Below are 24,624 nucleotides of genomic sequence, written 5' to 3'. Positions count from 1 at the left end.
TATTCAGTAAATGAAAACAGGTTTTATTTTAAAATACAATCAAATTGATATCGTTATCGGGTAAATTGAACCAATCACCAATGGCTTTATTGGTCAAAATACCATGGTAGAGGTAAACCCCATTTTTCAAACCTTTGTTGCAACGAATGGCGCTTTCAATACCACCATCTTCGGCAATTTGAAGTAAGTAAGGCGTAATAATGTTGCTAATGGAAAGCGAAGCGGTTTTAGAATACCGCGAAGGAATATTAGGAACACAATAATGAATAATATTATTTTTGATAAAAGTCGGCGATTCATGAGTCGTTACTTCCGAAGTTTCGAAACAACCTCCTGTATCAATACTGACATCTACAATCACGGCACCTTTTTTCATGTGTTCGACCATGGTTTCTGTTACGACAACCGGACAACGTTCTTTGCCACGCATAGCCCCAATAGCCACGTCGCATCTTCTAAGTGCTTTTAAAAGAGATTTTGGTTGTATGGTAGAAGTAAATATTCTTTGGTTTAAATTATTCTGTAAACGTCTTAATTTGGTAATCGAATTGTCGAATACTTTGACGTTGGCACCTAAACCCAAGGCTGTTTTTGCGGCAAATTCGCCTACAGTACCGGCACCAAGAATGACTACATCGGTTGGCGGTACACCGGTAATATTGCCTAAAAGTAATCCTTTCCCAAATTGGTTGTTGATCATTAATTCGGCCGCAATAAGAACAGAAGCTGTTCCCGCAATTTCACTCAAAGATTTTACCGCCGGATAAGAACCATCTTCGTCTTTAATATATTCAAAGGCCAAAGCCGTTATCTTTTTCTTAGTTAAGGCTTCGAAATATTCTTTTTTTCTGGTTTTTAATTGGATGGCCGAAATCACAATTGTATTGTTATTGACCAAAGCAATTTCCTCCATAGTTAAAGGTTCAACCTTTAATATCATAGGGCAACTCAATACTTTTTTAGTGTCTTTGGTAATCGTCGCACCGGCATCACTAAACTCTTTGTCGGTATAACTCGAACTTAATCCTGCACCTGATTCAATCATTACTTTGTGACCGTGTGAAGTCAAAGAATTTACCGCATCGGGTGTCAAGCAAATACGTCTTTCCTGATAAGAAGTCTCTTTGGGAATACCAATAAAAAGTTCACTTTTATGGCGATAGACTTCTAATTTTTCCTCTTGAGGTAAAAGTTGTTGCTTGGTAAATGGGGTTAATGACATAATCAATGGTTGAATTTAGCTCGAAATTACGAAAAAAAAATCAATTTCAATTTCAAAATTCAATGACAAGATTAATGTCAATATCAATATCAAAAATCAATGGGATAACAAATTGAATATTGCTACAGCCATTGTAATTGAAATTGTCATTTCTAACTTAACCTAAGTATCCTTTTTGCGTCTGCTCCAATCGTTATGTCTATTTTGGAATAATTGTCGGGAAGTAAATTCGGAATCTTTTCCGCCCATTCAATAAAACACCAATTACCGGAATACAAATATTCGTCTATGCCCATATCCAATGCTTCGCTTTCCGATTTCAATCGGTACACATCAAAGTGATACACGTATTGTTTATCCTCTGTTTGGTACTCGTTAACCAATGAAAAAGTTGGACTGCTCGTAGCGTCTTTTACACCGAGCTCTTTGGCTAGCGCTTTGATTAAAGTGGTTTTTCCAACGCCCATATTCCCTTGAAAAAGAATCACTTTATGGGGTTTTTCGGCTAAAATCTTTTGAGCGACTTCTTGTATTTCGTCTAGTGAAAATATGATTTCCATTTGTCTGGTGATTAGTAATTAGTGAATAGTAATTAGTAAAATTGCTAATCACGAATTACTATTCACTAATCACTTTTTTATTTCGGATTAAACACTAAAAAAGGCACAATCATTTCTTCCAACGAAATGCCACCGTGTTGGTAAGTATTTCGGTAGTAACTCACATAATGATTGTAGTTGTTTACGTAGGCCAAAAATAAATCATTTTTAGCAAAAATATAGGAACTGCTCATGTTGATGGTTGGCAAACCAATTTTTTTCGGGTCTTTTACAGCAAATACGTCTTTGTCTTCGTAGGTCAAACTTCTACCGGTTTTGTATCTAAGATTCAAGCTGGTGTTTTTATCGCCAATCACTTTCGAAGGATTTTTGACGTTAATGGTACCGTGGTCTGTCGTTATAATTAATTTGAAACCTAATTTCTGAGCTTGTTGAATGATTTCCAACAGCGGTGAATTTTTAAACCAACTCAACGTCAAAGAGCGATAAGCCTTGTCATCGGAAGCCAATTCTTTTACCACATCCATTTCGGTTTTGGCGTGAGAAAGCATATCGACAAAGTTGTAAACTACTGTGACTAGATTGTTGTCTTTTAATCCTTTGAAGTTTTCGGCTAGTTTTTTGCCACTCGCCAAATTGGTGATTTTAAAATAATCTTGTTTGATATTTAAACCTAAACGTTTCAAATGCGCGGTTAAAAATTCGGCTTCATAAAGGTTTTTTCCACCGTCTTCCACATCGTTTTTCCAATATTGTGGAAACTGTTTTTCCATTTCCAAAGGCGTTAACCCGGAGAAAATCGAGTTTCTGGCGTATTGCGTAGCGGTTGGTAAACTGGCGTAATAAGGAATTTCCTTTTCCAATTTATAGTGATTGGCTACGGTACTTTCCATGGCTTTCCATTGGTCATAACGAAGGTTATCGATGACTACGAATAAAACAGGTTTGTCTTTTTTGACCAATTCAGGAACGACTAATTCTCTGAAAAGCGTATGGGATTGTATCGGTTTATCGGCTTTGGGTTCGAACCAATCTTCATAATTGCGTTCGATGAATTTACCAAACTGCATATTGGCTTCGACTTTTTGGCTTTCTAAAATTTCAAACATGCTTTGGTCGTTGATGTTTTCCAATTCCAATTCCCAAAACAAAAGTTTTTTATACAATTCTACCCAATCTTCATAGCTGTTGACCATGGCCATTTCCATCGCGATTTTGCGGAATTCTTTTTGATAATCTAAAGTAGTTTTTTCCGAAATCAGTCTTGAATGGTCTAAGTTTTTCTTCAAACTCAACAGAATCTGATTGGGATTCACCGGTTTAATTAAGTAATCGGCAATTTTAGAACCAATGGCTTCTTCCATAATGTATTCTTCCTCACTTTTGGTAATCATAATCACCGGTGTAGAAGATTTTTTCTCCTTCATTTCAGACAAGGTTTCCAAACCACTCATGCCGGGCATATTTTCATCGAGGAAAACAATGTCGAAATTTCCGTCTTCATAAGCGTCAATAGCATCACGGCCATTGTTATAGGTCGTTACCTTGTAGTTTTTGTTTTCTAAAAATAAGATATGTGGTTTGAGCAAATCAATCTCGTCATCAACCCAAAGTATTTTGATCTTGTCCATAAGTACATTTTAATTTGTTGCAAATTACTATTTATAAAACGCAGTAGTATTAAAATTATTATAAATAAAATGAAAACTTTTTCAAATTATAGCCAATAAAAAAAAGTGCTGCCCAAAAGACAACACTTTTAAAATGCAAAGCGCAAAGGATTACTTTGTTTTACAAGTATTTATTCCCAATAAAGGATAAAGCGGACAAAAACTCACCAAACTGGTTAGCAAAAAGATGGCGCCAAATGCTAATAAAACGTAACTTAAAGTTCCGGTAACCGTTCCGCTAAAGTATAAATAAGCAAATACAGCGGCCAAAATCACTCTGATACCTCTGTCTAAAGTTCCCATATTTTTCTTCATGATAAATTGTAATTTGTTGGTTTATAGTAAGTAAAGTTACTCATTTCATTTTTTAAAGAAATGATTTTTATCATGTCCTTTTTTTAGTCGAAATTTACAAGACCAAAATTCAATCATCATGTTAGAATTGCTAAAAGAAAGTTACGGTTTTGTTTTTGAAGAGTCACTTCTCGAAGAAATTGCCCAAGTGTCTCAGCTTAGAGCATTTGAGGAAGGTGAAATCCTGATTGATTTTGGCGATTATATCAAAAATATGCCTTTACTTATTTCGGGCGCTATTAAAATTCTTCGCGAAGATTTTGACGAAGGCGAATTGTTACTTTATTTTTTAGAAAAAGGTGATACTTGTGCGATGACCATGGCCTGTTGTTTGGGGGAAACCAAAAGCGAAATCAGAGCTGTAGCCGAAACCAAAGGCAAAGTGGTCATGATTCCGGTAGGCAAAATGGAAGAATGGCTCGGCAAATATAAAAGTTGGCGAAATTACGTTTTCAACAGCTACAACAGCCGCTTGAAAGAAATGTTGATGGCCATTGACAATCTCGCTTTTATGAACATGGATGAAAGACTTTATAATTACTTATTAGACAAAGCCCAAATTAACAAAAGCAATTCCATTCAAAATACCCATCAAGAAATCGCTTACGACTTGCATACTTCTCGCGTAGTCATTTCTCGTTTGCTGAAGGCTTTGGAAAATGAAGGCAAAATCAAATTGCATCGCGCCTCTATTGAGCTTATCCGTCCTTAAATTTTATTTCTTTCTTGTGTAACTTTTGATACTGATTACCCCAATCGGGGTGACTACTTTTGTATTCGATTCAACTGATAATTATCATTCCGAATTAAGAATTGGTGTGATACTTTTGAGAAAACTTAGAACATGAAATTAGAACAAATTTATACCGGATGTTTAGCACATGCTGCTTATTATTTGAAATCCAATGGTGAAGCTGCCATTTTTGATCCTTTGCGCGAAGTACAACCTTATATCGACCGCGCAACTAAGGATAACGCCAAAATAAAATACGTTTTTGAAACGCATTTCCACGCCGATTTTGTATCGGGACACTTGGATTTGGCTCAAAAAGAGAATGCTGTTATTGTTTATGGTCCAACAGCCAAACCGGGTTTTGAAGCTTTGGTTGCCAATGACAATCAGGTTTTTGATGTCGGGAATTGTAAAGTAAAAGCGATTCATACACCCGGACATACGATGGAAAGTACGACTTATTTAATCATCGATGAGAACGGTAATGAGCACGGAATTATTACCGGAGATACTTTATTTATTGGTGATGTTGGAAGACCGGATTTGGCCCAAAACGTCATAGCCGATTTAACTCAGGACAAACTAGCCCGACTGCTTTATCATTCGCTTCGGGAAAAAATTATGCCTTTGTCGGATGATTTAATTGTTTATCCGAATCACGGTGCTGGAAGTGCTTGCGGCAAAATGATGAGTAAAGAAACCACAGACACTTTGGGCAACCAAAAGCGAACCAATTACGCTTTAAATCCAAAGTTGACCGAAGACGAATTTGTTATCACACTTTTAACCGGATTAACCACGCCACCGGCTTATTTTCCGAAAAATGTTTTAATGAACATTCAAGGCTATGAAAGTATGGACAAAGTAATGCACCGAGGCCAAAAGCCTTACGATGCCAAAACATTTGAAATCGTGGCCAATGAAACGCAAGCCTTGATTTTGGATACCAGAAAAGCTTCGGAGTTTGCGAAAGGTTTTATTCCGAATAGTATCAACATCGGATTAGAAAGTAATTTTGCGATGTGGGTTGGCGAATTAATCCCCGATTTACAACAAGAGATTTTATTGGTGGCCGAAAACCATGAAAAAGTAGAAGAAGCTATAATCCGATTATCCAGAGTAGGTTATGACCATACAATTGGTTATTTGGAAGGCGGTTTTGAAGCTTGGACCAATGCAGGAAAACAGGTTGACTCCATAGATCGAATCAATGCAGAGCAATTACAATATTTAGAAGAAATACATGAAACCCCCATTTTTGATGTCAGAAAAAAAAGTGAATACGATTCTGAGCATTTAGTAGGCGCAATTAATATTCCTTTGAACGAAATCAATGAGCATTTGGAAGCGTTTCCAAAAGACAAACATTTTGTGATACATTGCCTTGGAGGTTATCGCAGTATGATTGCGGCTTCCATTTTAAAACAAAGAGGTTTTGATAATTTTGCAGATGTTATTGGCGGTTTCAACGAAATCAAACTGACGGATTTGCCAATTACTAATTACGTTTGCCCAACTACGTTATTATAAATTCATAAAATGAAAAGAATATTGTTATACAATTGGAACCTGATGCGATTTTTCAGATTAGCGTTTGCCTTGTTTTTATTTTATCAGGCTTATGAAACACATCACTGGTTTTTTGTGGCTTTTGGCGTTTTCTTTTTGTTTCAAGCGGTTTTTAATTTGGGTTGTGGTGCTAATGGTTGTAATGTAAGTTATAAAACTCAAAAAGATGAATAGTAGTTTTGATCAAATTATCAATTCCGAAAAGCCGGTTTTAATCGATTTTTACGCTACTTGGTGCGGTCCTTGTCAAGTACTCGGACCGATTTTAAAAGAAGTTAAAGAGAGTCTGGGGGAGCGAGTTTCCATTATCAAAATTGATGTCGATAAAAATCAAGAATTGGCAGCACAATATCAGGTGCGCGGTGTTCCCACTATGATGCTTTTTCAAAAAGGGAAACAGTTATGGCGACAATCCGGTGTTTTGTCCAAAGAAGAAATCCTAAGAACCGTAATCGAAAAATCAAGCTGATGTCCCAAAAAGCAATTTTAATTACAGTTTTAGGAGTTTTAGTTGGCGGATTATTGGGCTACGCATACTATCATTATGTAGGTTGCGCCAACGGAACTTGTGCCATTACTTCCAAACCGTTGAACTCCACTTTATATGGTGGTTTAATGGGCGGATTGTTATTTAATGTCTTGGTTTCCAAATCAAAACAAGACAAATGAATGACATTTTTACCAATTGATTCTTAAGTTAGTTTTAAGTTAAATTTTGGTGTGACAATAGTTTTTAATATTACATTTGATTTCAGTTAAATAGATTAATCCATTAAATAAATTATAAAAGATGAAAAAATTAGTTTCAACCTTCGCAGCAGTGGCTTTATTGTTTGCACTTAATGCAAATGCTAACAGTACAGATCCAAAACAAAAAAAGAAAAAAGCAAAAACTGAAAAGTCTTGCTCTACGGAAGAGAAAAAAGAATGCAGCACTGAGAAAAAAGCAGGTTGTTGCGCTTCTAAAAAAGCAGCTGATAACAAAGCTTAGTCATAAACTTTTGAATAAGTTGGAAAGCGTCTCTATTTAGAGACGCTTTTTTTTATGTAACAAATGTTGCAAAACAGTCGATTGAGAATAAATAGCTTTGGAGAAATATTCTTAACATGAGACTTCTTTATATATTGTTGTTTTTAGGTTTTACCAATGTAATTTTTTCACAATCGACGTTTGATTGCCAAGTACAGCTTAATCCGATTACCATTGCCAATTTTCCGGGTATACATTCTTATGCTTTTGGCCAACACGAGGGTAAATGGCTAATCTTAGGAGGAAGAGTAGACGGAATACATGCGCGTCAGCCTTTTAATGCTTTTCCTGCTGAGAACAATAATACCGATATTTATGTAGTTGATGTTGTTACTAATCAAGTGTGGTCAACTTCCGTAAATGTTTTGCCAACGCCTTTAAAAGAGCAATTGCAAGCCAGCAATTTCAATTTTTATCAAGACGCAAATGCACTTTATATTATCGGAGGTTATGCTTTTTCAACTACAGCCAATGATCATATTACGTTCAATAAAATGACTTCGATTGATGTTTCGGGTTTGATTAATTCGGTAGTTAATGGTGCTTCAATTTTACCTCATTTCAAACAAATGACTGATGCCAATTTTGCCATCACCGGAGGGCAATTAGGCAAAATAAATAACACGTTTTATTTAATCGGCGGACATCGTTTTGATGGAAGATACAATCCGATGAACAATCCAACCTTTACCCAAACCTACTCCAATCAAATCAGAAAATTTTCCATCGATAATTCCGGAACGCAATTGAGTATTTCCAATTATGAAGCCATAACTGATGCGGTTCATTTGCACCGAAGAGATTACAACTTGTTGCCTCAAATTTTTCCCGATGGGTCGCAAGGTTACACAATTTCATCAGGTGTGTTTCAAATCAATGTCGATTTACCGTTTTTATATCCTGTAGACATAAAACCCGAAGGGTATTTTCCGCAAACGACTTTCAACCAATATTTGAGCAACTACCACAGTGCCAAATCTTGTCTTTACGATGCCACTGAAAACCGAATGCACAATCTCTTTTTTGGCGGAATCAGTCAGTATTATTACAACGGAACTACTTTGGTTCAAGACAATAATGTTCCTTTTGTCAATACCATCAGCAGAACTACAAGATTCGCCGATGGTTCTTTGCAAGAATACCAATTGCCCGAAACCATGCCGGCTTTAAAAGGCGCAAGTGCCGAATTTATATCGAATAAATCGTTACCACATTACAGTAATGAAGTCATAAAACTGAGTGAAATTACCGCAAATGAATTTGTAATCGGGCACATTGTTGGTGGATTGACTAGTCCAAGTGCGAATCCGTTTTCGGTTAATAATACTTCAACCACTTCTGCTAATGCAACTATTTATGAAGTGAAATTGATTAAAATTCCTCCTTTAGGCGTCCAACCCATAGAAGGCAAAAATCCTTTTTCAATGACCGTTTCTCCAAATCCAACCGACAGCAGTACTGTGAGAATAAATTTTAAAATGGCTTATGCCACTAACATTGATTACTTTGTTTCTACTATGGACGGTAAAATTGTTTTAGACGGTGAAATTGAAGATACTACACAAGGCGATAATAGTATGAATTTTGAACTGGATGGAATTTCCAATCAAACGGTAATCATCACTTTTATATTCGATAACAAGTTTTATGTTTCCCAAAAAGTGATTGTAAAATAAATCAAATAAATACCACTATTTTTTGAGTGCCTGAGGAATCGGGCATTTTTTTTATGCCCAATTAGCTCTGTAACAATTGTAACTGTACACGCTTTTCTACAGCAGTATTTTTGCTTCATAATTCAGATAAACTATGATGAATATGAATAAGCAACTAGTAACCTTAGGATTTTTATTCCTATCAATTTTTGGATTTAGCCAAGATACTTTGTCTATTTCCAAAAGCGATTTGAAACAAAAAGTATCCGAAAAAAACCTGCAAATCAAAATCGCTGATCAAAACTACCAATCGGCTAAAGCAGATTACCGCCAATCGAATGCACTCTTTTTGCCCAACATTAATGTTTCTTACACCGGAATGGCTACTACCAATCCGTTAATGGCTTTTGGTTCAAAATTAAATCAGGAAATCTTAACCCAATCCGATTTCAATCCGGCTTTGTTAAATGACCCGAAAACTACGCAAAACTTTGCCACTAAAATCGAAATCCAACAACCGCTACTCAACGTTGACGGTATTTTCGGAAGACAAGCGGCCAAAGCCAAAATGGAAGCTTTCCAAATGCAAACGCAACGAACACAAGAGTATTTAGAACTTGAAGTTTCTAAGGCGTACATGCAACTCCAATTGGCTTACAAAGCAGTAAATGTTTTGACTAAAGCCGAAACTACCGCTAAAGCCAATTTGAAATTGGTCGACAATTATTTCAAACAAGGTTTGTTGCAAAAGACCGATGTGTTGAATGTTCAAGTGCGGGTGAATGATATTTCAAATCAATTGCAATACGCCAAAAGCAATGTGCAAAATGCCTCCGATTATCTTGCTTTTCTATTAAACGAAGACACGCAAGGCAAAACCTTTAAACCTTCAGAAGAACTGGAAAACACCATTAAGGTTGAAGCAATAAACTCCCAATTGTCTGAGAATAGAAAAGACATTCAAGCCATGGATAAATCATCCGAAGCGTATCAAAAAATGATGGTCATGAGCAAAATGAATTTCTTACCAAGATTAAACGCTTTCGGAAGTTATGAGTTGTATGACAGTAAGTTTTTAGGCACAGCTGCCAAAGGTTATTTGGTCGGAGCACAATTGTCTTGGAACGTTTTCGACGGCTACAAATCCATCGGGAAATACGACAAAGCCAAAGCCGATTTCCAAAAAGCGACCATCGAAACCGAACAATACAAAAAGCAGAGCCAACTCGAATTAAGCAAAACCAATCGCCAACTAAAAGACGCCGAAAATAAAGTCGGTTTGTCGCAAATAGCTTTCGAACAATCACAAGAAGCCTATCGCATTCGCCAAAATCGTTTCACCCAAGGACTAGAAAAAACGACAGATTTATTAACTGCCGAAACCCAAATGATTCATAAGGAATTAGAGCATTTACAAGCCGTTTTCGAGTACAATTTCACCCAACAGTATTTACAATTTTTGACCCAATAGTATTAAGACAATTATAAAACAGAACAACATGAATATTAAAATAACAACACTATTGCTATCGACTTTCTTATTCCTTTCTTGTGAAAAAGACCGAAAGGAAATTACAGATAATGCAGCGGCTATTCCGGTAAAAGTTAGCGGAATGTCTGCACAAAACAATGGTTCTTTTGTAACCGCTAGTGGCAAAATTGAAGCCGAAAACAGTGCCAATGTCAGCACCAGAATGATGGGCTACGTAACCAAAGTACATGTGAAAGTCGGACAAAAAGTTAACGCCGGACAATTAATGGTAAGCATCAACGCTTCCGATTTACAAGCCAAAAAAGCCCAAGTAGATGCTTCTATTTTGCAAGCTACAGCTGCGTTTAATAATGCTAAAAAAGACTACGAAAGATTCACGGCTTTGTTCAACCAACAAAGTGCTTCTCAAAAAGAGTTAGACGACATGACCTCGCGCTACGAAATGGCGAAAGCCGGATTGGATGCGGCCAAACAAATGCGAAATGAAGTACTAGCACAATTCAATTACAGCAATATCACCGCGCCGTTTTCAGGTGAAGTGACCAATACTTTTGTAAAAGAAGGCGATATGGCGAATCCCGGAATGCCGTTAGTAAGCATCGAAGGCGTTTCGAGATTGCAAGTTACCGCCATGGTTTCGGAAAGTGACATAGCCAAAATTCAAAACGGAATGGCCGTAAAAGTTTTAGTAAAATCCATCAATAAAGAAGTAACGGGAAAAGTAATTGAAGTCAGCAGTTCGGCTAAAAATACGGGCGGACAGTATTTGGTTAAAGTCGGTTTGAACCAAATCGATAAAGCCATTTTATCAGGCATGTTTGTCAATGTTCAATTTCCGGTAGCCAATAAAACTCAAACGACTACCACAACCGATAAAGTTTTGGTTCCCGAAAGTGCTTTAGTAAAACAAGGCCAACTCACTGGAATTTACACTATCGGCAACGGCAACAAAGCCATTTTAAGATGGTTGCGCATCGGAAAAACTTTCGGAAACCAAGTCGAAGTTTTATCAGGCTTATCAACTGAGGAACAATACATTGTTTCTTCTGAAGGGAAGTTATTTAACGGAGCAAAAGTTTCTATCCAATAGATTCTGAAAATCCAGCAATCCAACAATCTAAAAATCCAAAAAATGCAAGAAGGTATATCAGGTAAAATCGCCCATTTTTTCATCAATTCGAAATTAACGATACTGTTAATGGTCGGATTAATGATTATCGGCGTATACAGTTCGTTTCTGATTCCAAGAGAAGAAGAACCACAAATCAATGTTCCGATGGCCGACGTAATGGTGGGTTATCCCGGAGCGAGTCCGAGTGAAGTCGAAAGTCGCGTAGTGAAACCTTTGGAGAAAATTCTTTCCAACATCAAAGGCGTAGAACACGTGCACAGTATGGCAATGAACGGTCAGGCGATGTTGATTGTTCAGTTTTATGTTGGGCAAGATGTAGAACGTTCGTATGTGAAATTATACGATGAGTTGGCCAAACACGAAAATATGTTTCCACAAGGCGTTTATAAACCGATGGTGAAAACGCGTTCTATCGACGATGTGCCGATGTTAGGGCTAACGCTTTGGAGCGAAAAACTAAACGATTTTGAAATCCGTCAAATTGCGGAAGAACTGACTTCGGAGATTGAAAAGGTAAAAGATGTCGCCATCACCAAAGAAATCGGTGGCCGAAACCGCGAAGTCAAAGTGGTTTTAGACAAAGATAAAATGGCCGAAAACGGTGTCGATGCGTTGAGCATTATGCAAATGATTCAAGCCAATAACGGCAGCTCACAATCGGGAAGTTTTGTTTCAGCCGATAAAGAATATTTGTTGACTACCGGCGAGTTTTTGAAAACCTCAGAAGATATTGAAAACTTGGTGGTTGGCGTTAATGCCAATTTGCCGGTGTATTTAAAACAAGTCGCTTCAGTACAAGATGGTCCATCAACGCCGAGAAGTTATGTGTCTTTTGGGTATGGCAAAGCCAATGAAAAATTCGCCAAAAACAATTCGGAATATCCTGCCGTAACCATTTCAATTGGTAAAGTAAAAGGTGCCGATGCGATGAAAATTTCCGAAAAGATTTTGGAGAAAGTCGAACATTTAAAACAAACCATTATCACTGATGACGTTCACTTAGAAGTAACGCGTAATTACGGTGAAACCGCTTCAGATAAAGTAGGCGAGTTGTTACTGCATTTAGGCATTGCGATTATTGCGGTTACCCTTTTGGTAATGCTAGCAATGGGTTGGCGTGGTGGTTTAGTGGTTTTCTTTTCAGTACCATTGACGTTTGCGTTAACGCTTTTCGCTTATTATATGTTGGGATACACTTTAAATCGTATCACTTTATTCGCCTTGGTTTTCGTAGTGGGAATTGTGGTAGACGACAGTATCATCATCGCCGAAAACATGCACCGTCACTTCAAAATGAAGCGACTGCCATTCAAGCAAGCGGCCATTTATGCGATTAATGAAGTAGGGAATCCAACGATATTGGCTACATTCACTGTAATTGCAGCTATTCTTCCAATGGCTTTCGTATCAGGAATGATGGGACCTTATATGAGTCCGATGCCGATTGGTGCTTCGATTGCGATGTTGTTGTCGTTATTTGTGGCTTTGACCGTTACACCTTATTTAGGTTACCATTTGTTGCACGAAAAAGAAACCCAAGAACACAAAGCCGAACAAGGATTAGAAACTTCCTGGATTTATAAAGTCTACAATAAAATGGAAAGACCATTTTTAGAAAGTTCTAAAAAGCGTCGATTGATGTTAGGCATTACCGTTTTATTGTTAATCGGTTCGGTTTTGATGTTTTTTACCAAATCGGTAGCTGTAAAAATGTTGCCATTTGACAATAAAAACGAATTCCAAGTCGTGATTGACATGCCTGAAGGCACCACTTTGGAGAGAACTGCCGCAGTAACTCAGGAAATTGCACAATACCTTTCTACGGTTCCTGAAGTGGTAAATTATCAGAATTACATCGGTACTTCGGCACCCATTACTTTTAACGGTTTGGTTCGTCATTACGATATGCGTGGTGGTAGCAATATGGCCGATATTCAAGTGAATTTATTGCACAAAAAAGACCGCGATTTACAAAGTCACGACATCGCCAAAATCGTGCGTCCCGAAATCCAAAAGATTGCCAAAAAATATGCTGCTAATGTCAAAATTATAGAAGTGCCACCCGGACCGCCGGTGTTATCGACTCTAGTAGCCGAAATTTACGGTCCGAATTACAAAGAGCAAATCAAAGTTGCTAACCAAGTGAAAAGCATTCTGGAAAACACTACGGATATTGTTGATGTAGATTGGATGACTGAGGGCGACCAAACAGAATACAAATTGGTAGTTGATAAAGAAAAAGCGATGCTAAACGGAATCGCTCCGCAGCAAGTTGTTGGCAATTTGACTTATTTGCTTAAAGAATATCCGGTTTCTAATTTGTATGATGAAAATTCAAATGACAATATTGGTATAGTATTGTCTTTGGATGATAAAGACAAAACGAGTTTGCAAGACATTCAAAGTTTGAAAATCAAAGGCAATCGCGGGAATGTAGTTCCGGTTAGTGATTTGGTCAAAGTGGTTCAAGATACCTTGCAAAAAACCATTTACCGTAAAGACCAAAAACGTGTAGTGTATGTAACAGCAGACATGGCAGGCGATTTGGAAAGTCCGGTGTACGCTATTTTGGGGATGAATGAGAAACTCCAAAAAATGCAATTGCCAAAAGGCTACAAAGTCAATGAATTGTACATGGAACAACCATCCGATGAAAGTGATTTCACCGTAAAATGGGATGGCGAATGGCAAATTACCTTGGAAGTCTTCCGTGATTTGGGAGCAGCTTTCTTAATTGTAATTGTCATCATTTACATGTTGATTGTAGGTTGGTTCCAAAATTTCAAAACCCCGATGGTAATGATGATGGCAATTCCGCTTTCGTTAGTCGGGATTGTATTAGGTCACTGGTTGTTAGGTGCTTTCTTTACCGCAACTTCATTTATCGGTATGATTGCTTTGGCCGGAGTAATGGTTCGAAATTCAGTTTTGCTCATCGATTTTATTGAGATTCGATTGAAAGATGGCGTGCCGTTGAAACAAGCTATTATCGAAGCTGGAGCTGTGAGAACTACACCAATTTTATTAACGACCGGAGCAGTGGTTATTGGAGCATCGATTATTTTATTTGACCCAATATTCCAAGGTTTAGCGATTTCGTTGGTATTTGGTGCAATTGTTTCGACATTACTTACGCTAATTGTAGTGCCTTTGATTTATTACATCACCGAAAGAAAAAAATGGGAAAATTAATTTAAATTATAAGAATATGAAAAACAGAATAATCAGAGCTGTAGCCGGAACGTTTATCTTACTCAGCTTATTGTTATCGATTTATGTCAATCAGAATTGGCTTTGGTTTACCGCTTTTGTTGGAGCTAATTTATTGCAATCTTCAATAACCAAATGGTGTTTGATGGAAGATATTTTAACCAAACTCGGAATTAAAGATTAATTACTAAGCCACCTTCGGGTGGTTTTTTATTGTTGTTATTTTTACAAAAGCATTACATTTGGTAACATTTTCAATGTTCATTAGTCCAATACACATCAAAACATAATTTTATGAAATTAATAACTAAGCTAACTTTAAGTTTATTTTCTGCCCTATTGCTCATTGGTTGTAACCAAAAAGAAGCCGATTTTATTGATCCTTTATTGACCAACAGAGACACAACGGTTAATCCCGGCGATGACTTTTTTATGTATGCCAATGGTGGATGGTTTAAGCGAAATCCAATTCCGGCCAGCGAAAGAAGCAACGGTATTTTCCGAACGATTGGCGATACTATCAATTCTCAAATTAAACAAATTTGTGAAAAATCAGCCGAGATGACTGATGCGCCTAAAGGCAGTAACGAACAAAAAATAGGTGATTTTTATGCTTCCGGTATGGATACTTTGAGCATTGAAAAATTAGGATTATCACCTTTAAAAGCTGATTTAAATAGAATTAAAGCCATCAATGATACACCTTCATTATTGAATACCATTGCTTATTTGCATACTATCGGTGCGAATCCGGCGTTTTCGTTATATGTTGGGCAAGACGATAAGAACAGTTCGAAGTATGCTGTATTTTTAGGTCAAGGCGGATTAGGTTTGGGCAATCGCGATTATTATTTCAATACTGATAAGGAAACAGTAAACATACGTACCGAATATGTAAAGCATTTGGAAAAAATGAGTTTACTGATTGGAAAAAGTATAGACGCAGCTAAAGCTAATGCAAATACAATCATGAAATTGGAAACGGAATTGGCCAATAACTCTAGAAAGTTAGAAGCGCTTCGTGACCCAATCAAGAATTACAACAAAATGAGTATTGCTCAAATCAACAGTACGACTCCGAATATTGATTGGAAATCGATGACGTCGGCTATGGGCATCAAGAATGTGGATACAGTAATTGTGGGTCAACCTGAGTTTTACAAGGCTTTAAACCAAATGATAAAAAGCTATTCGATTGAAGATTGGAAAACTTATTTGGAATGGGATTTTGTGAATTCTTATGCTTCTTATCTGAACAATGCTATAGAAAAACAAAACTTCTATTTCTATTCTACGGTGATGAGTGGTGTGAAAGAACAAAAACCACGTTGGAAAAGAATCGTAGAGCAAACGGATGGTTCTTTAGGTGAGTTAATCGGACAAGTATATGTGAAAGATTATTTACCAAAAGGTTCTAAAGAAAAACTGTTAGAAATCGGGAACAATATCCGTGACGTTTATGCAGAACGTATTAAAACCTTAGATTGGATGAGCGAAGAAACGAAGAAGAAAGCGTTATTCAAATTAAGCAAAATAGTAATGAAAGTCGGTTATCCTGATAAATGGAAAGACATGAGCAGTGTGAACATCAATCGAGGTACTTTTTTAGCGAATGTAATGGCTACTAACAAATGGGCGATTCAGGATATGATTAAAAAGTATGGTAAACCGGTAGACAGAACCGAATGGGGCATGTATCCGCAAACCTACAATGCTTATTATAGTCCAAGTAACAATGAAATTTGCGTTCCGGCTTGTAATATTTTAGTGCCCGGATTTGAAGGTAGAATGCCGGATGATGCTGTGTTGTATGGTATTATTGGTGGTTCAACTTTCGGTCACGAAATCACCCATGGGTTTGATGACCAAGGTAGTCAGTATGACGAAAAAGGAAACTTAAACAATTGGTGGACCGCAGAAGATTTGAAAAAGTTCAAAGCCAAAACCAAATTGATTGTTGAGCAGTTTAGTCAGTACGAAGCTTTGCCGGGCAAATTCGTAAACGGTGATGCTACACAAGGCGAAAACATAGCCGATTTAGGAGGTGTTGTCATGGGATTTGAAGCCTTTAAAAAATCGTCTCAATATAAAAACAAAGAAAAGATTAGCGGTTTAACCCCGGAACAACGTTTCTTCTTAGCTTATGGTTACGCTTGGATGGTGAATATCAAACCGGAATCTTTAGCCCAACAATTATTAACCGATGTACACGCACCGGCAAAATACAGGATCAACGGACCATTGGAAAACAACCCCGACTTCCACAAAGCTTTCAACATTAAACCTGGAAGTAAAATGCGAAGAGCGGATAATCAGAAAGTGGTTATTTGGTAAAAGAAAATCCCTAATCGAAAGATTAGGGATTTTTTTATTTCGTTGCTGTTGCTTCTAAATACCGTTCGGTTACTTTTTTCCAGTTGATAACTTTAAAGTAAGCTTCGATGTATTTTTTTCGCTTGTATTGGTAGTCGAGATAATAAGCGTGTTCCCAAACGTCCAAACATAAAATAGGTGTTCCTTTTACGGTTTGAGTTGGCATCAAAGGATTGTCTTGATTTGGCGTACTTGTTACTGATAATTTTCCGGCTTTGTCTACTACTAGCCAGGCCCAACCTGAACCAAATTGCTTTTCAGCAGCATCTTCAAATTGGTTTTTGAAAACATCAAAGGAACCAAAATCCCTTGTGATAACGGTTGACAAAGTGTCTTTGGGTTGTCCGCCGGCTTTGGGTGCCATACCTTCAAAAAACAAAGTATGATTGTAATAACCACCGGCATTGTTTCGCAAGTCGGCATTGTTCATGTCCAGTTTTTTCAAAATATCTTCAATCGCTAAATCAACCATCAATGGATCGGCGGCTACCAATTTGTTTAGGTTGTTGGTATACGTTAAATAATGTTTGGAATAATGTACTTCCATAGTAAGGATATCAATACTTGGCATCAAGGCATTGTATTCATAAGGCAATTTGGTCAAAGCAAATTGTCCGTCTTCTGCAGAGACATCATCGGGTTGTCCGATGGTTATTTTTTCCTCAGCGGATGGCAATGGCACTTCTACCACTTCGGTCAATTTCTTTTTATTGCAAGAAGGCAATAAGAACGTAAAAGAAAAACATAATGCAAAAGCAATAATCCTTTTCATAATTTATTTATTTTCGTTTACAATGGCGTGGATGGCTTCAATATATAATTCTTTGGCTTCGTCTACTGATAAGTGACTGATTTGCATCCAAGCATTGGTTTTAAAAGCATTTCTTAAATCAAAACTCCCCGAATTATTGTATTCAATAGTGCCAAAAGTGGCTTGTTTATAATAGGCATACAATCGCAACTGAACATCTTGCGGCAACGATGACTGTGTCATTTGGGAAGCCATTTCAACAGCTTCCAGAAATCGAACTTCTAATTCTTTTTCAGACATGTTTTATCCTAATTATTTAGAGGCGATAACCGTTTGGTTACCTACAGCATTTTGGTTTAAAGCAACATCCACTTTTGTTCCTAATGGTAAATAAATATCAACTCTGGAACCGAATTTAATAAAACCGGCATCTTCACCTTGAACGACTTGTTGTCCTTCTTCGGCATAGTTTACAATTCGGCGTGCTAAAGCTCCGGCGATTTGTCGGTACAAAACTTCTCCAAACTGTTTGGTTTCAATCACCACAGTTGTTCTTTCGTTTTCGGTACTGGCTTTCGGATGCCACGCTACTAAGTATTTTCCGGGATGGTATTTGCTGAATTTGATTTTACCTGAAGCACCATAACGGGTGACATGTACATTAATCGGTGACATAAAAATCGAAACTTGTAATCTTTTGTCCTTAAAATATTCGGTTTCAAATACTTCTTCAATAACAACCACTTTACCGTCAACCGGAGCCAAGAAGTAATTTTCATTGGGTACTATCTTTCTGTTGGGATTTCTGAAGAATTGTAAAATCATTACAAATAGAAAGACAAAAACAAGTTGGATTGAAATTCTAAGCCAATATAGGTGCACAAATTTATCAGTTAATAATAATGCTGCAACAAAACTTAAAATGGCGATGAAAATGATTTTATAACCTTCTTTATGAAACATAATAAATAATTTGGTAAAACAAATAAACAAATGGTGCTACAAATATAATACTATCCAAGCGATCTAGAAAACCTCCGTGACCGGGCATGATATTGCCGCTGTCTTTGACTCCTGCGATTCTTTTGAATTTAGATTCTATCAAATCACCCAATGTGCCAAAAGCACTGACAATCATCGCAATGATAATCCATTTGATGGTGGTTTCATCTGGTTTTTTGATGTAAAACTCAGCCAATAAAATTCCGGCCACGACCGCAAAAATAACGCCTCCGACAAAGCCTTCAACCGTCTTTTTAGGAGAGATTCTTTCGAAAAGTTTGTTCTTCCCCATAGTAATGCCAACCAAATAAGCAAAAGTGTCATTGGCCCAAATAATCACTAAAATACTGATAATGATTTCGGGAACATATTGGTTATTGATGAATGGAATTTTGGTGAAAATAATAATTGGAATGATGAGATAGCCAATAAGGAAAACGTATTTGGCTTGTGCATCCAGAAATCTATCCTTCTTTTCAAACAGGAATAACAGTGAGCGTATTGAAACCAATAAAGCTGCAATGAGCAATAAAATTTCGTTGGTTTTGATTGTATGGTTTAAGTTGAACAACACATAGCCAACAGTAGCAATAATAAGTGGAATGATTGGTTTGAGAGCAACTAGTTTGCAAAATTCTACCACTGAGAAAAGCAATAGTAAACCAAATAATAACAAAAAACTATATTGAGAATATAAAGTCGCGCCAACCAGTAACAGTACATAAACTGCGCCGGATAAAGCTCTTGTTACAGTAGTCGTCATGCTATAAATCTTCTAAAAGCAAGAGATATAAATTCTTGGCGGTGCTTCCGTATTGCAGGAAATCTTCGTCTTTGGCTTTTTCGAAATATTTGATGGTAGTGATATTCGTTGGATAGTCTTTATCGTATTTTTTTTTAATCACACGAAGACCGTCACTTTTGGTTTCCAAAATCTGACTTGTAGTGGCTAAAATGATGATGTTGATGGGTAAGTCGTTAGGTTTGTTTTGTTTAATTTGGTTGGAAGAAAATAAGACCGAACCTTCATCGGCAATCAAATTTTCACAACTGGCAAATAAGAACTTCGGATTGGCAGGTTTATCGTATGTCAGTTTGTTTTCGTCTAACATACTAAACAATTTCGGTTCATAACAAAGTGCTTCACACTCGAACCAATCGTTTTCTTCTAAGATGTTTAAGAATTGGTCTTTTACTTCATTCAAGTTTTCGCAATACAAAAACTTTCCGCCGTTTTTTTTGAAATTATAAGTAAACTTCTCATCTACGGGAAGCAGTGAAAAGCTGGAAGGAGTATTGTTAAATTCGCTTTGACTTTCTTCGTCAGAGGCATCATTACCTGTGCCAAAAATTTTTCTGAAAAGACTCATGCTGGTTTGGTATAATCTGGTTTTGTATTTGAAATCCCTCAAAGATAAAAAAATCTTAATTCAAAAGTATGTTTTGAATTAAGATTTTAAAAAAATGTTAAAAAACTGTAAATGTTATTCGATTACAGTTTCTGCTACCGTTTCTTCAGCGTGATTGTCGAATGGTCTTTTGCCGAAAATAGTTTCCAAATCGTCTTTGAAGATGACTTCTTTTTCAATCAGGATATCAGCCAATTGCTGCAGTTTTTCTTTGTTGTCCTGCAAAATTTTGATGGCTCTTTGGTATTCGGTTTCGATTAAATTTGAAATCTCTTTGTCGATGATTAAAGCCGTTTCTTCTGAGTATGGTTTGGAGAAATTGTACTCACTTTGTCCCGAAGAATCATAGTAAGTAACATTTCCTAATTTTTCATTCAATCCGTAAATCGTAACCATGGCACGCGCTTGTTTGGTTACTTTTTCCAAATCGCTTAAGGCTCCGGTAGAGATTTTGTTGAACATTACTTTTTCAGCAGCACGTCCGCCCATAGTAGCACACATTTCATCCAGCATTTGTTCCGGACGAACGATTAAACGCTCTTCGGGTAAATACCAAGCGGCGCCTAAACTTTGTCCACGCGGAACAATAGTAACTTTTACTAATGGTGCTGCGTGTTCGAGCATCCAACTTACGGTAGCATGACCGGCTTCGTGAACGGCAATCGCGCGTTTTTCATCCGGGGTAACGATTTTGTTTTTCTTTTCTAAACCGCCAACGATTCTGTCGACAGCGTCTAAGAAATCTTGTTTGTCTACCGCTGTTTTGTTGTATCTGGCAGCAATTAAGGCCGCTTCGTTACATACGTTAGCAATATCAGCACCCGAGAAGCCAGGAGTTTGTTTGGCCAAGAATTCTATATCCAAACCTTCTACTTTTTTCAAAGGTTTTAAGTGTACTTCAAATATTTCTTTACGTTCTCTTACGTCTGGTAAATCCACATAAATCTGACGGTCAAAACGTCCGGCGCGCATTAAAGCTTTGTCTAATACATCAGCTCTGTTGGTGGCTGCCAATACGATTACGTGTGTATTGGTACCAAAACCATCCATCTCAGTTAATAACTGATTAAGGGTATTTTCACGTTCGTCATTCGATCCTGAGAAATTGTTTTTCCCACGAGCACGACCAACAGCATCAATCTCATCAATAAAGATAATTGCCGGAGCTTTGTCTTTGGCTTGTTTGAATAAATCTCTAACACGAGAAGCACCAACACCAACAAACATTTCCACAAAATCAGAACCTGACAAAGAGAAGAATGGTACTTTGGCTTCACCGGCTACGGCTTTCGCCAAAAGGGTTTTACCCGTTCCCGGAGGTCCAACTAACAAAGCACCTTTTGGAATTTTACCTCCAAGCGTAGTGTATTTATCAGGGTTTCTTAGGAACTCAACGATTTCTTGTATTTCTTCTTTGGCACCTTCTAATCCGGCTACGTCTTTGAAAGTGGTTTTTAAATCGGTTTTTTCATCAAATAATTTGGCTCTCGATTTCCCGATGTTGAAGATTTGACCACCGCCACCGCCGGCACCACCGCCCGACATTCTGCGCATAATTAAAATCCAAAGTCCGATAATGATGATGATAGGCAACAAACTGATGAATATTTCAGACCAGTTGCTTTTGGGTTTAAAATCGTAGTCTTTGATTTTGCCATCTAATTTGGCTTTCTCAATTTTGTTTTGGAACACTTCGTCGTTACCAATTTCGAAAGAGTAGTGCGGTCCTTTGTTGGCATTGCCCAACATGTCTTTGGATAGCTTACTGTGTGCTTTGTCTTTTAAAGCCGCTGCAGTCAGATAGGCTTCGCCTTCCGTTTTGTTGAAAATCACTACTTTTTCGATTTGTCCTTTGTCTAGATATTCGTTGAATTTAGACGAAGAAATCTTGGCAGTATCCTGAAAACCGGAACCGCCGATGTAGTTTAATCCGAAGAATATAATAATTAATCCGGCGTAAATCCACCATGGACTTACTTTAAAATTATTGGGTTTCTTTTCGGTTGCCATATATGTTTAGCGCAATTTTTTAATAGTTACTTGGAATGGTCGTAATTTGGGCATCGCCCCATAGTCCTTCAATATTGTAGAATTCACGGATTTGTTTTTGGAAAACATGTACAACGATGTCAACATAATCCATTAAAACCCACTCGCCATTGTCCGTACCTTCTACGTGCCAAGGTTTGTCTTTTAATTCTTTGGAAACCAGTTTTTGGATAGAGTTAACAATCGCGTTAACTTGGGTATTGGAATTTCCGTTACAAATGATAAAATAATCACAAACGGCGGTGTCTATAGCTCTTAAATCGAGTATGTCGATATCATTTCCTTTTACTTCTTCAATGCCTTTGATAATACTCGCTAAGAGTATATCGGTGTTTACTGCTTTTTTTGTCATCTAGTATTTATGTGTATTTGGCAAAGGTATTACTTTTTGTCCTTATTTTTGCTTAACAAAAGTTTAAAATTACCACCAATTTTTATTTCTATCATGCCTATAATCAAACTCGATGCCATAGATTCGACCAATGACTATTTAAAGCAATTGGCCAAAGAAAAGTGGTTGGAAAACTACACGGCTGTCATGGCTTTGGAACAAACCAAAGGCAGAGGACAAATGGGTTCGGAGTGGGTAAGTGAACCGGGTAAAAACCTCACTATTAGTGTATTGGTTAAAGATGTACCGCAGGACATGATTTCTATTTATGACTTTAATGTAGCAGTGGCTTTAGCAGCGGTTGGTTTGCTGACCATGAATGGCATAGCAAAAGTAAATGTCAAATGGCCCAACGACATTATGGCAGAAAATAAGAAAGTGGGTGGCATACTCATAGAGAATTCGCTAAAGTCAGATGGCAGTTATACGGCGGTAGTAGGTTTTGGATTGAATTTGAACCAAACCGATTTTGAGCATTTACCACAAGCCAATTCTTTGACCAATATTACACAGCAAGTTTATGACTTAGAGGAAATGGCGGAGCGGTTTATAAAATCACTCAAGTTGCACCTCATTCTTTTCCCCGAACGCGCTGATGAGGCCTGGGCGCATTACAACAGTTTGTTGTTTAAAAAAGACAAACCGGCGGCTTTTGAATTCCCCAATGGCAAACGATTTATGGGAATCATCAAATGTGTGACTCGTGATGGGAAACTCGCCGTACTTTTAAACGATGACAGTGTGGAATATTATGAATTGAAGGAAGTGAAGTTGTTGTATTAAACCTTGAAACTTTTCGGATTTTGTAATGTTGAGAATATGTCAAGGATATAAATTCTGTTATTCTCTATGCGGTAAACGATTTTAAAATTCCATTTTGGGAAAAACCTTATCTCATCGGAGTTGAATATTGGTTCGATGGGATTTTTTTCTGGAAATATATTGAGTTTATCTCCGATTTCAAATAAAGTATCAATGACCAAAGCGGCATTTTGAGGGCTTGAAGTGTAAATGTAATCGTAAATATCTTGAATGGAAGCAATAGCATTCTTTGACCAAATAACAGGTTTCATTTCCTGATGATTTTACTTTTAGCTTCTTCGGTTGTGTAACCAACTTCACCGGCATCAGAAACATTTATGATTTCGGTTAGGTGGTTTTTATATTCTTGAGTAGTTAATGGTTTACCTGAAGTAGTGTAGGCATAAACTTCGTTGTTTAGTAATTCTTCAATTTTAGTAAGTAATTGAGAATTATCTATATCCAATATTCTGTGGACAATGTTTTTGCGTTGGGTTTCTACATTCATAACCGTTAAATTTATTTCAAATTTATAAAAATAATTTCAAATACAGTAGTACATTTTGCTGTTAGATTTATTGCTTAACAAACTCCCCAAAGTGCCACAAAACCCCTGAAGGATCATGCACAAAACATTCGCTTCCCCAGTCTAATTCGCGGATGGGAACCACTTTTACGCCTTTGTATTTAGTTGGTAAGTCTAAAGCTATCAATTGGTTGTAAAATTGTTTAACATCTTCTACTTCCATAAAAAGCATGCTGTTGTTTATCCAGCCTTTGACATACGCTTTTTGGAGGTAAAAGCCCAGTTCGGCTGTTTTGAATAGACACATATCGGGTGAAATTATGATTTCTTCAAAGCCTAAGTCTAGGTAAAAACTACGTGAGATTTCATAGTCTTTGGCACCGATGAAAGCGCGAATGGATATGGCTCTGTGGTTCATTCGTTAGTTTTTCTATTGATTTCAAATATACAAAATAGTTAGTCGGTGTATTCTAAAATATCACCGGGTTGACAGTCTAAGGCTTTGCAAATCGCTTCAAGAGTGCTGAAACGAATGGCTTTGGCTTTACCGGTTTTTAGGATGGAAAGGTTAGACAAGGTTAAATCTACCTTTTCGGAAAGTTCGTTTAACGACATCTTTCTTTTGGCCATCATTACGTCTAGGTTTACAATAATTGCCATAATTTATATCGTTAAGTCGTTTTCTTTTTGGATTT

The 24,624-nt window shown here is 37.2% G+C and carries 28 protein-coding genes; 13 read left to right on the top strand and 15 right to left on the bottom strand.

What is annotated here, in order from left to right; all coding sequences use genetic code 11:
• Positions 1-28: 28 nt before the first annotated feature.
• The 4 genes from ACK4HO_RS11080 to ACK4HO_RS11065 all read right to left on the bottom strand — a co-directional run bounded on the left by ACK4HO_RS11080 (position 29) and on the right by ACK4HO_RS11065 (position 3,767).
• Complete coding sequence (locus ACK4HO_RS11080) at positions 29-1,228, bottom strand: alanine dehydrogenase (RefSeq protein WP_409665805.1); 1,200 nt, start codon at positions 1,226-1,228, stop codon at positions 29-31.
• Positions 1,229-1,374: 146 nt separating this feature from the next.
• A complete protein-coding gene (gene tsaE / locus ACK4HO_RS11075) occupies positions 1,375-1,782 on the bottom strand; it encodes a tRNA (adenosine(37)-N6)-threonylcarbamoyltransferase complex ATPase subunit type 1 TsaE (RefSeq protein WP_409665803.1) in 408 nt (135 codons plus the stop codon).
• 77 nt (positions 1,783-1,859) lie between these two features.
• Complete coding sequence (locus tag ACK4HO_RS11070) at positions 1,860-3,413, bottom strand: PglZ domain-containing protein (RefSeq protein ID WP_409665801.1); 1,554 nt, start codon at positions 3,411-3,413, stop codon at positions 1,860-1,862.
• Positions 3,414-3,563: 150 nt separating this feature from the next.
• Positions 3,564-3,767, bottom strand: coding sequence for a DUF2892 domain-containing protein (locus ACK4HO_RS11065; protein WP_409665799.1), 204 nt, complete (start codon positions 3,765-3,767; stop codon positions 3,564-3,566).
• Positions 3,768-3,885: 118 nt separating this feature from the next.
• Here ACK4HO_RS11065 and ACK4HO_RS11060 point away from each other — a divergent pair, with 118 nt between their 5' ends.
• From ACK4HO_RS11060 to ACK4HO_RS11005, 12 genes are all read left to right on the top strand, one after another.
• The gene (locus tag ACK4HO_RS11060; RefSeq protein WP_409665797.1) at positions 3,886-4,518 is read left to right on the top strand and encodes a Crp/Fnr family transcriptional regulator; all 633 of its coding nucleotides are present in this window, start codon (positions 3,886-3,888) and stop codon (positions 4,516-4,518) included.
• A gap of 132 nt (positions 4,519-4,650) precedes the next feature.
• A complete protein-coding gene (locus ACK4HO_RS11055) occupies positions 4,651-6,069 on the top strand; it encodes an MBL fold metallo-hydrolase (protein ID WP_409665795.1) in 1,419 nt (472 codons plus the stop codon).
• A gap of 9 nt (positions 6,070-6,078) precedes the next feature.
• Positions 6,079-6,282, top strand: coding sequence for a hypothetical protein (locus ACK4HO_RS11050; protein ID WP_409665794.1), 204 nt, complete (start codon positions 6,079-6,081; stop codon positions 6,280-6,282).
• A complete protein-coding gene (trxA, locus tag ACK4HO_RS11045; protein WP_409665792.1) occupies positions 6,275-6,577 on the top strand; it encodes a thioredoxin in 303 nt (100 codons plus the stop codon). The genes ACK4HO_RS11050 and trxA overlap by 8 nt, the downstream gene beginning before the upstream one ends.
• Positions 6,577-6,777, top strand: a complete 201-nt coding sequence (locus ACK4HO_RS11040; protein WP_409665790.1) for a DUF6132 family protein — start codon at positions 6,577-6,579, stop codon at positions 6,775-6,777. Before trxA ends, ACK4HO_RS11040 begins: the two co-directional genes overlap by 1 nt.
• A gap of 121 nt (positions 6,778-6,898) precedes the next feature.
• Complete coding sequence (locus tag ACK4HO_RS11035) at positions 6,899-7,099, top strand: hypothetical protein (RefSeq protein WP_409665789.1); 201 nt, start codon at positions 6,899-6,901, stop codon at positions 7,097-7,099.
• A gap of 116 nt (positions 7,100-7,215) precedes the next feature.
• Positions 7,216-8,814 (top strand): hypothetical protein, encoded by a 1,599-nt coding sequence (locus ACK4HO_RS11030; protein WP_409665787.1) that lies wholly within the window; start codon positions 7,216-7,218, stop codon positions 8,812-8,814.
• A 142-nt stretch (positions 8,815-8,956) separates the two neighbouring features.
• Positions 8,957-10,264 (top strand): TolC family protein, encoded by a 1,308-nt coding sequence (locus tag ACK4HO_RS11025; protein WP_409665785.1) that lies wholly within the window; start codon positions 8,957-8,959, stop codon positions 10,262-10,264.
• 28 nt (positions 10,265-10,292) lie between these two features.
• Positions 10,293-11,375, top strand: coding sequence for an efflux RND transporter periplasmic adaptor subunit (locus ACK4HO_RS11020; protein WP_409665784.1), 1,083 nt, complete (start codon positions 10,293-10,295; stop codon positions 11,373-11,375).
• 42 nt (positions 11,376-11,417) lie between these two features.
• A complete protein-coding gene (locus ACK4HO_RS11015; protein ID WP_409665782.1) occupies positions 11,418-14,609 on the top strand; it encodes an efflux RND transporter permease subunit in 3,192 nt (1,063 codons plus the stop codon).
• 16 nt (positions 14,610-14,625) lie between these two features.
• Positions 14,626-14,811: a DUF2892 domain-containing protein gene (locus tag ACK4HO_RS11010; RefSeq protein WP_409665780.1), complete on the top strand. Its 186-nt coding sequence runs from the start codon at positions 14,626-14,628 to the stop codon at positions 14,809-14,811.
• Between the two features lie 110 nt (positions 14,812-14,921).
• Complete coding sequence (locus ACK4HO_RS11005) at positions 14,922-16,961, top strand: M13 family metallopeptidase (protein ID WP_409665778.1); 2,040 nt, start codon at positions 14,922-14,924, stop codon at positions 16,959-16,961.
• Positions 16,962-16,995: 34 nt separating this feature from the next.
• Here ACK4HO_RS11005 and ACK4HO_RS11000 read toward each other — a convergent pair whose 3' ends face one another.
• From ACK4HO_RS11000 to rsfS, 7 genes are all read right to left on the bottom strand, one after another.
• Positions 16,996-17,772: a superoxide dismutase gene (locus ACK4HO_RS11000; protein ID WP_409665777.1), complete on the bottom strand. Its 777-nt coding sequence runs from the start codon at positions 17,770-17,772 to the stop codon at positions 16,996-16,998.
• 3 nt (positions 17,773-17,775) lie between these two features.
• Positions 17,776-18,051: an acyl-CoA-binding protein gene (locus ACK4HO_RS10995; RefSeq protein WP_409665775.1), complete on the bottom strand. Its 276-nt coding sequence runs from the start codon at positions 18,049-18,051 to the stop codon at positions 17,776-17,778.
• Positions 18,052-18,063: 12 nt separating this feature from the next.
• A complete protein-coding gene (locus tag ACK4HO_RS10990) occupies positions 18,064-18,714 on the bottom strand; it encodes a phosphatidylserine decarboxylase family protein (RefSeq protein ID WP_409665773.1) in 651 nt (216 codons plus the stop codon).
• The gene (locus ACK4HO_RS10985; protein ID WP_409665771.1) at positions 18,704-19,516 is read right to left on the bottom strand and encodes a phosphatidate cytidylyltransferase; all 813 of its coding nucleotides are present in this window, start codon (positions 19,514-19,516) and stop codon (positions 18,704-18,706) included. Before ACK4HO_RS10985 ends, ACK4HO_RS10990 begins: the two co-directional genes overlap by 11 nt.
• A 1-nt stretch (position 19,517) precedes the next feature.
• Positions 19,518-20,123: an LUD domain-containing protein gene (locus ACK4HO_RS10980; RefSeq protein WP_409665769.1), complete on the bottom strand. Its 606-nt coding sequence runs from the start codon at positions 20,121-20,123 to the stop codon at positions 19,518-19,520.
• Positions 20,124-20,237: 114 nt separating this feature from the next.
• Positions 20,238-22,172, bottom strand: coding sequence for an ATP-dependent zinc metalloprotease FtsH (gene ftsH / locus ACK4HO_RS10975; protein WP_409665767.1), 1,935 nt, complete (start codon positions 22,170-22,172; stop codon positions 20,238-20,240).
• 19 nt (positions 22,173-22,191) lie between these two features.
• Positions 22,192-22,563 (bottom strand): ribosome silencing factor, encoded by a 372-nt coding sequence (rsfS, locus tag ACK4HO_RS10970; RefSeq protein WP_176305398.1) that lies wholly within the window; start codon positions 22,561-22,563, stop codon positions 22,192-22,194.
• A 93-nt stretch (positions 22,564-22,656) separates the two neighbouring features.
• Between rsfS and ACK4HO_RS10965 the strand changes: the two genes are divergently transcribed.
• On the top strand, positions 22,657-23,385 hold the full coding sequence (locus ACK4HO_RS10965) for a biotin--[acetyl-CoA-carboxylase] ligase (protein WP_409665765.1): 729 nt from the start codon (positions 22,657-22,659) through the stop codon (positions 23,383-23,385).
• Here ACK4HO_RS10965 and ACK4HO_RS10960 read toward each other — a convergent pair.
• The 4 genes from ACK4HO_RS10960 to ACK4HO_RS10945 form a co-directional block, all read right to left on the bottom strand.
• Positions 23,382-23,675 (bottom strand): type II toxin-antitoxin system RelE/ParE family toxin, encoded by a 294-nt coding sequence (locus tag ACK4HO_RS10960; RefSeq protein ID WP_409665763.1) that lies wholly within the window; start codon positions 23,673-23,675, stop codon positions 23,382-23,384. The genes ACK4HO_RS10965 and ACK4HO_RS10960 overlap by 4 nt on opposite strands.
• A complete protein-coding gene (locus ACK4HO_RS10955; protein ID WP_409665761.1) occupies positions 23,672-23,911 on the bottom strand; it encodes a hypothetical protein in 240 nt (79 codons plus the stop codon). The genes ACK4HO_RS10960 and ACK4HO_RS10955 overlap by 4 nt, the downstream gene beginning before the upstream one ends.
• Positions 23,912-23,978: 67 nt before the next feature.
• Positions 23,979-24,347, bottom strand: a complete 369-nt coding sequence (locus tag ACK4HO_RS10950) for a glyoxalase (RefSeq protein ID WP_409665759.1) — start codon at positions 24,345-24,347, stop codon at positions 23,979-23,981.
• A 38-nt stretch (positions 24,348-24,385) separates the two neighbouring features.
• Positions 24,386-24,589, bottom strand: coding sequence for a helix-turn-helix domain-containing protein (locus ACK4HO_RS10945; RefSeq protein ID WP_176305395.1), 204 nt, complete (start codon positions 24,587-24,589; stop codon positions 24,386-24,388).
• Between the last annotated feature and the right edge of the window lie 35 nt (positions 24,590-24,624).

The sequence above is a fragment of the Flavobacterium sp. genome (genome assembly GCF_046296355.1).
In the GTDB taxonomy this organism is placed as follows: domain Bacteria; phylum Bacteroidota; class Bacteroidia; order Flavobacteriales; family Flavobacteriaceae; genus Flavobacterium.
The sequence above is the reverse complement of the archived record's forward strand: the minus strand, read 5'-3'. Positions and strand labels throughout refer to the sequence as shown.

What these genes read in the sequence shown, in the direction of transcription:
- tsaE (WP_409665803.1), bottom strand. Translation starts at nt 1,782, where the DNA reads ATGGAAATCATATTTTCACTAGACGAAATACAAGAAGTCGCTCAAAAG.
- ACK4HO_RS11070 (WP_409665801.1), bottom strand. Translation starts at nt 3,413, where the DNA reads ATGGACAAGATCAAAATACTTTGGGTTGATGACGAGATTGATTTGCTC.
- ACK4HO_RS11065 (WP_409665799.1), bottom strand. Translation starts at nt 3,767, where the DNA reads ATGAAGAAAAATATGGGAACTTTAGACAGAGGTATCAGAGTGATTTTG.
- ACK4HO_RS11060 (WP_409665797.1), top strand. Translation starts at nt 3,886, where the DNA reads ATGTTAGAATTGCTAAAAGAAAGTTACGGTTTTGTTTTTGAAGAGTCA.
- ACK4HO_RS11055 (WP_409665795.1), top strand. Translation starts at nt 4,651, where the DNA reads ATGAAATTAGAACAAATTTATACCGGATGTTTAGCACATGCTGCTTAT.
- ACK4HO_RS11050 (WP_409665794.1), top strand. Translation starts at nt 6,079, where the DNA reads ATGAAAAGAATATTGTTATACAATTGGAACCTGATGCGATTTTTCAGA.
- trxA (WP_409665792.1), top strand. Translation starts at nt 6,275, where the DNA reads ATGAATAGTAGTTTTGATCAAATTATCAATTCCGAAAAGCCGGTTTTA.
- ACK4HO_RS11040 (WP_409665790.1), top strand. Translation starts at nt 6,577, where the DNA reads ATGTCCCAAAAAGCAATTTTAATTACAGTTTTAGGAGTTTTAGTTGGC.
- ACK4HO_RS11035 (WP_409665789.1), top strand. Translation starts at nt 6,899, where the DNA reads ATGAAAAAATTAGTTTCAACCTTCGCAGCAGTGGCTTTATTGTTTGCA.
- ACK4HO_RS11030 (WP_409665787.1), top strand. Translation starts at nt 7,216, where the DNA reads ATGAGACTTCTTTATATATTGTTGTTTTTAGGTTTTACCAATGTAATT.
- ACK4HO_RS11025 (WP_409665785.1), top strand. Translation starts at nt 8,957, where the DNA reads ATGAATAAGCAACTAGTAACCTTAGGATTTTTATTCCTATCAATTTTT.
- ACK4HO_RS11020 (WP_409665784.1), top strand. Translation starts at nt 10,293, where the DNA reads ATGAATATTAAAATAACAACACTATTGCTATCGACTTTCTTATTCCTT.
- ACK4HO_RS11015 (WP_409665782.1), top strand. Translation starts at nt 11,418, where the DNA reads ATGCAAGAAGGTATATCAGGTAAAATCGCCCATTTTTTCATCAATTCG.
- ACK4HO_RS11010 (WP_409665780.1), top strand. Translation starts at nt 14,626, where the DNA reads ATGAAAAACAGAATAATCAGAGCTGTAGCCGGAACGTTTATCTTACTC.
- ACK4HO_RS11005 (WP_409665778.1), top strand. Translation starts at nt 14,922, where the DNA reads ATGAAATTAATAACTAAGCTAACTTTAAGTTTATTTTCTGCCCTATTG.
- ACK4HO_RS11000 (WP_409665777.1), bottom strand. Translation starts at nt 17,772, where the DNA reads ATGAAAAGGATTATTGCTTTTGCATTATGTTTTTCTTTTACGTTCTTA.
- ACK4HO_RS10995 (WP_409665775.1), bottom strand. Translation starts at nt 18,051, where the DNA reads ATGTCTGAAAAAGAATTAGAAGTTCGATTTCTGGAAGCTGTTGAAATG.
- ACK4HO_RS10990 (WP_409665773.1), bottom strand. Translation starts at nt 18,714, where the DNA reads ATGTTTCATAAAGAAGGTTATAAAATCATTTTCATCGCCATTTTAAGT.
- ACK4HO_RS10985 (WP_409665771.1), bottom strand. Translation starts at nt 19,516, where the DNA reads ATGACGACTACTGTAACAAGAGCTTTATCCGGCGCAGTTTATGTACTG.
- ACK4HO_RS10980 (WP_409665769.1), bottom strand. Translation starts at nt 20,123, where the DNA reads ATGAGTCTTTTCAGAAAAATTTTTGGCACAGGTAATGATGCCTCTGAC.
- ftsH (WP_409665767.1), bottom strand. Translation starts at nt 22,172, where the DNA reads ATGGCAACCGAAAAGAAACCCAATAATTTTAAAGTAAGTCCATGGTGG.
- rsfS (WP_176305398.1), bottom strand. Translation starts at nt 22,563, where the DNA reads ATGACAAAAAAAGCAGTAAACACCGATATACTCTTAGCGAGTATTATC.
- ACK4HO_RS10965 (WP_409665765.1), top strand. Translation starts at nt 22,657, where the DNA reads ATGCCTATAATCAAACTCGATGCCATAGATTCGACCAATGACTATTTA.
- ACK4HO_RS10960 (WP_409665763.1), bottom strand. Translation starts at nt 23,675, where the DNA reads ATGAAACCTGTTATTTGGTCAAAGAATGCTATTGCTTCCATTCAAGAT.
- ACK4HO_RS10955 (WP_409665761.1), bottom strand. Translation starts at nt 23,911, where the DNA reads ATGAATGTAGAAACCCAACGCAAAAACATTGTCCACAGAATATTGGAT.
- ACK4HO_RS10950 (WP_409665759.1), bottom strand. Translation starts at nt 24,347, where the DNA reads ATGAACCACAGAGCCATATCCATTCGCGCTTTCATCGGTGCCAAAGAC.
- ACK4HO_RS10945 (WP_176305395.1), bottom strand. Translation starts at nt 24,589, where the DNA reads ATGGCAATTATTGTAAACCTAGACGTAATGATGGCCAAAAGAAAGATG.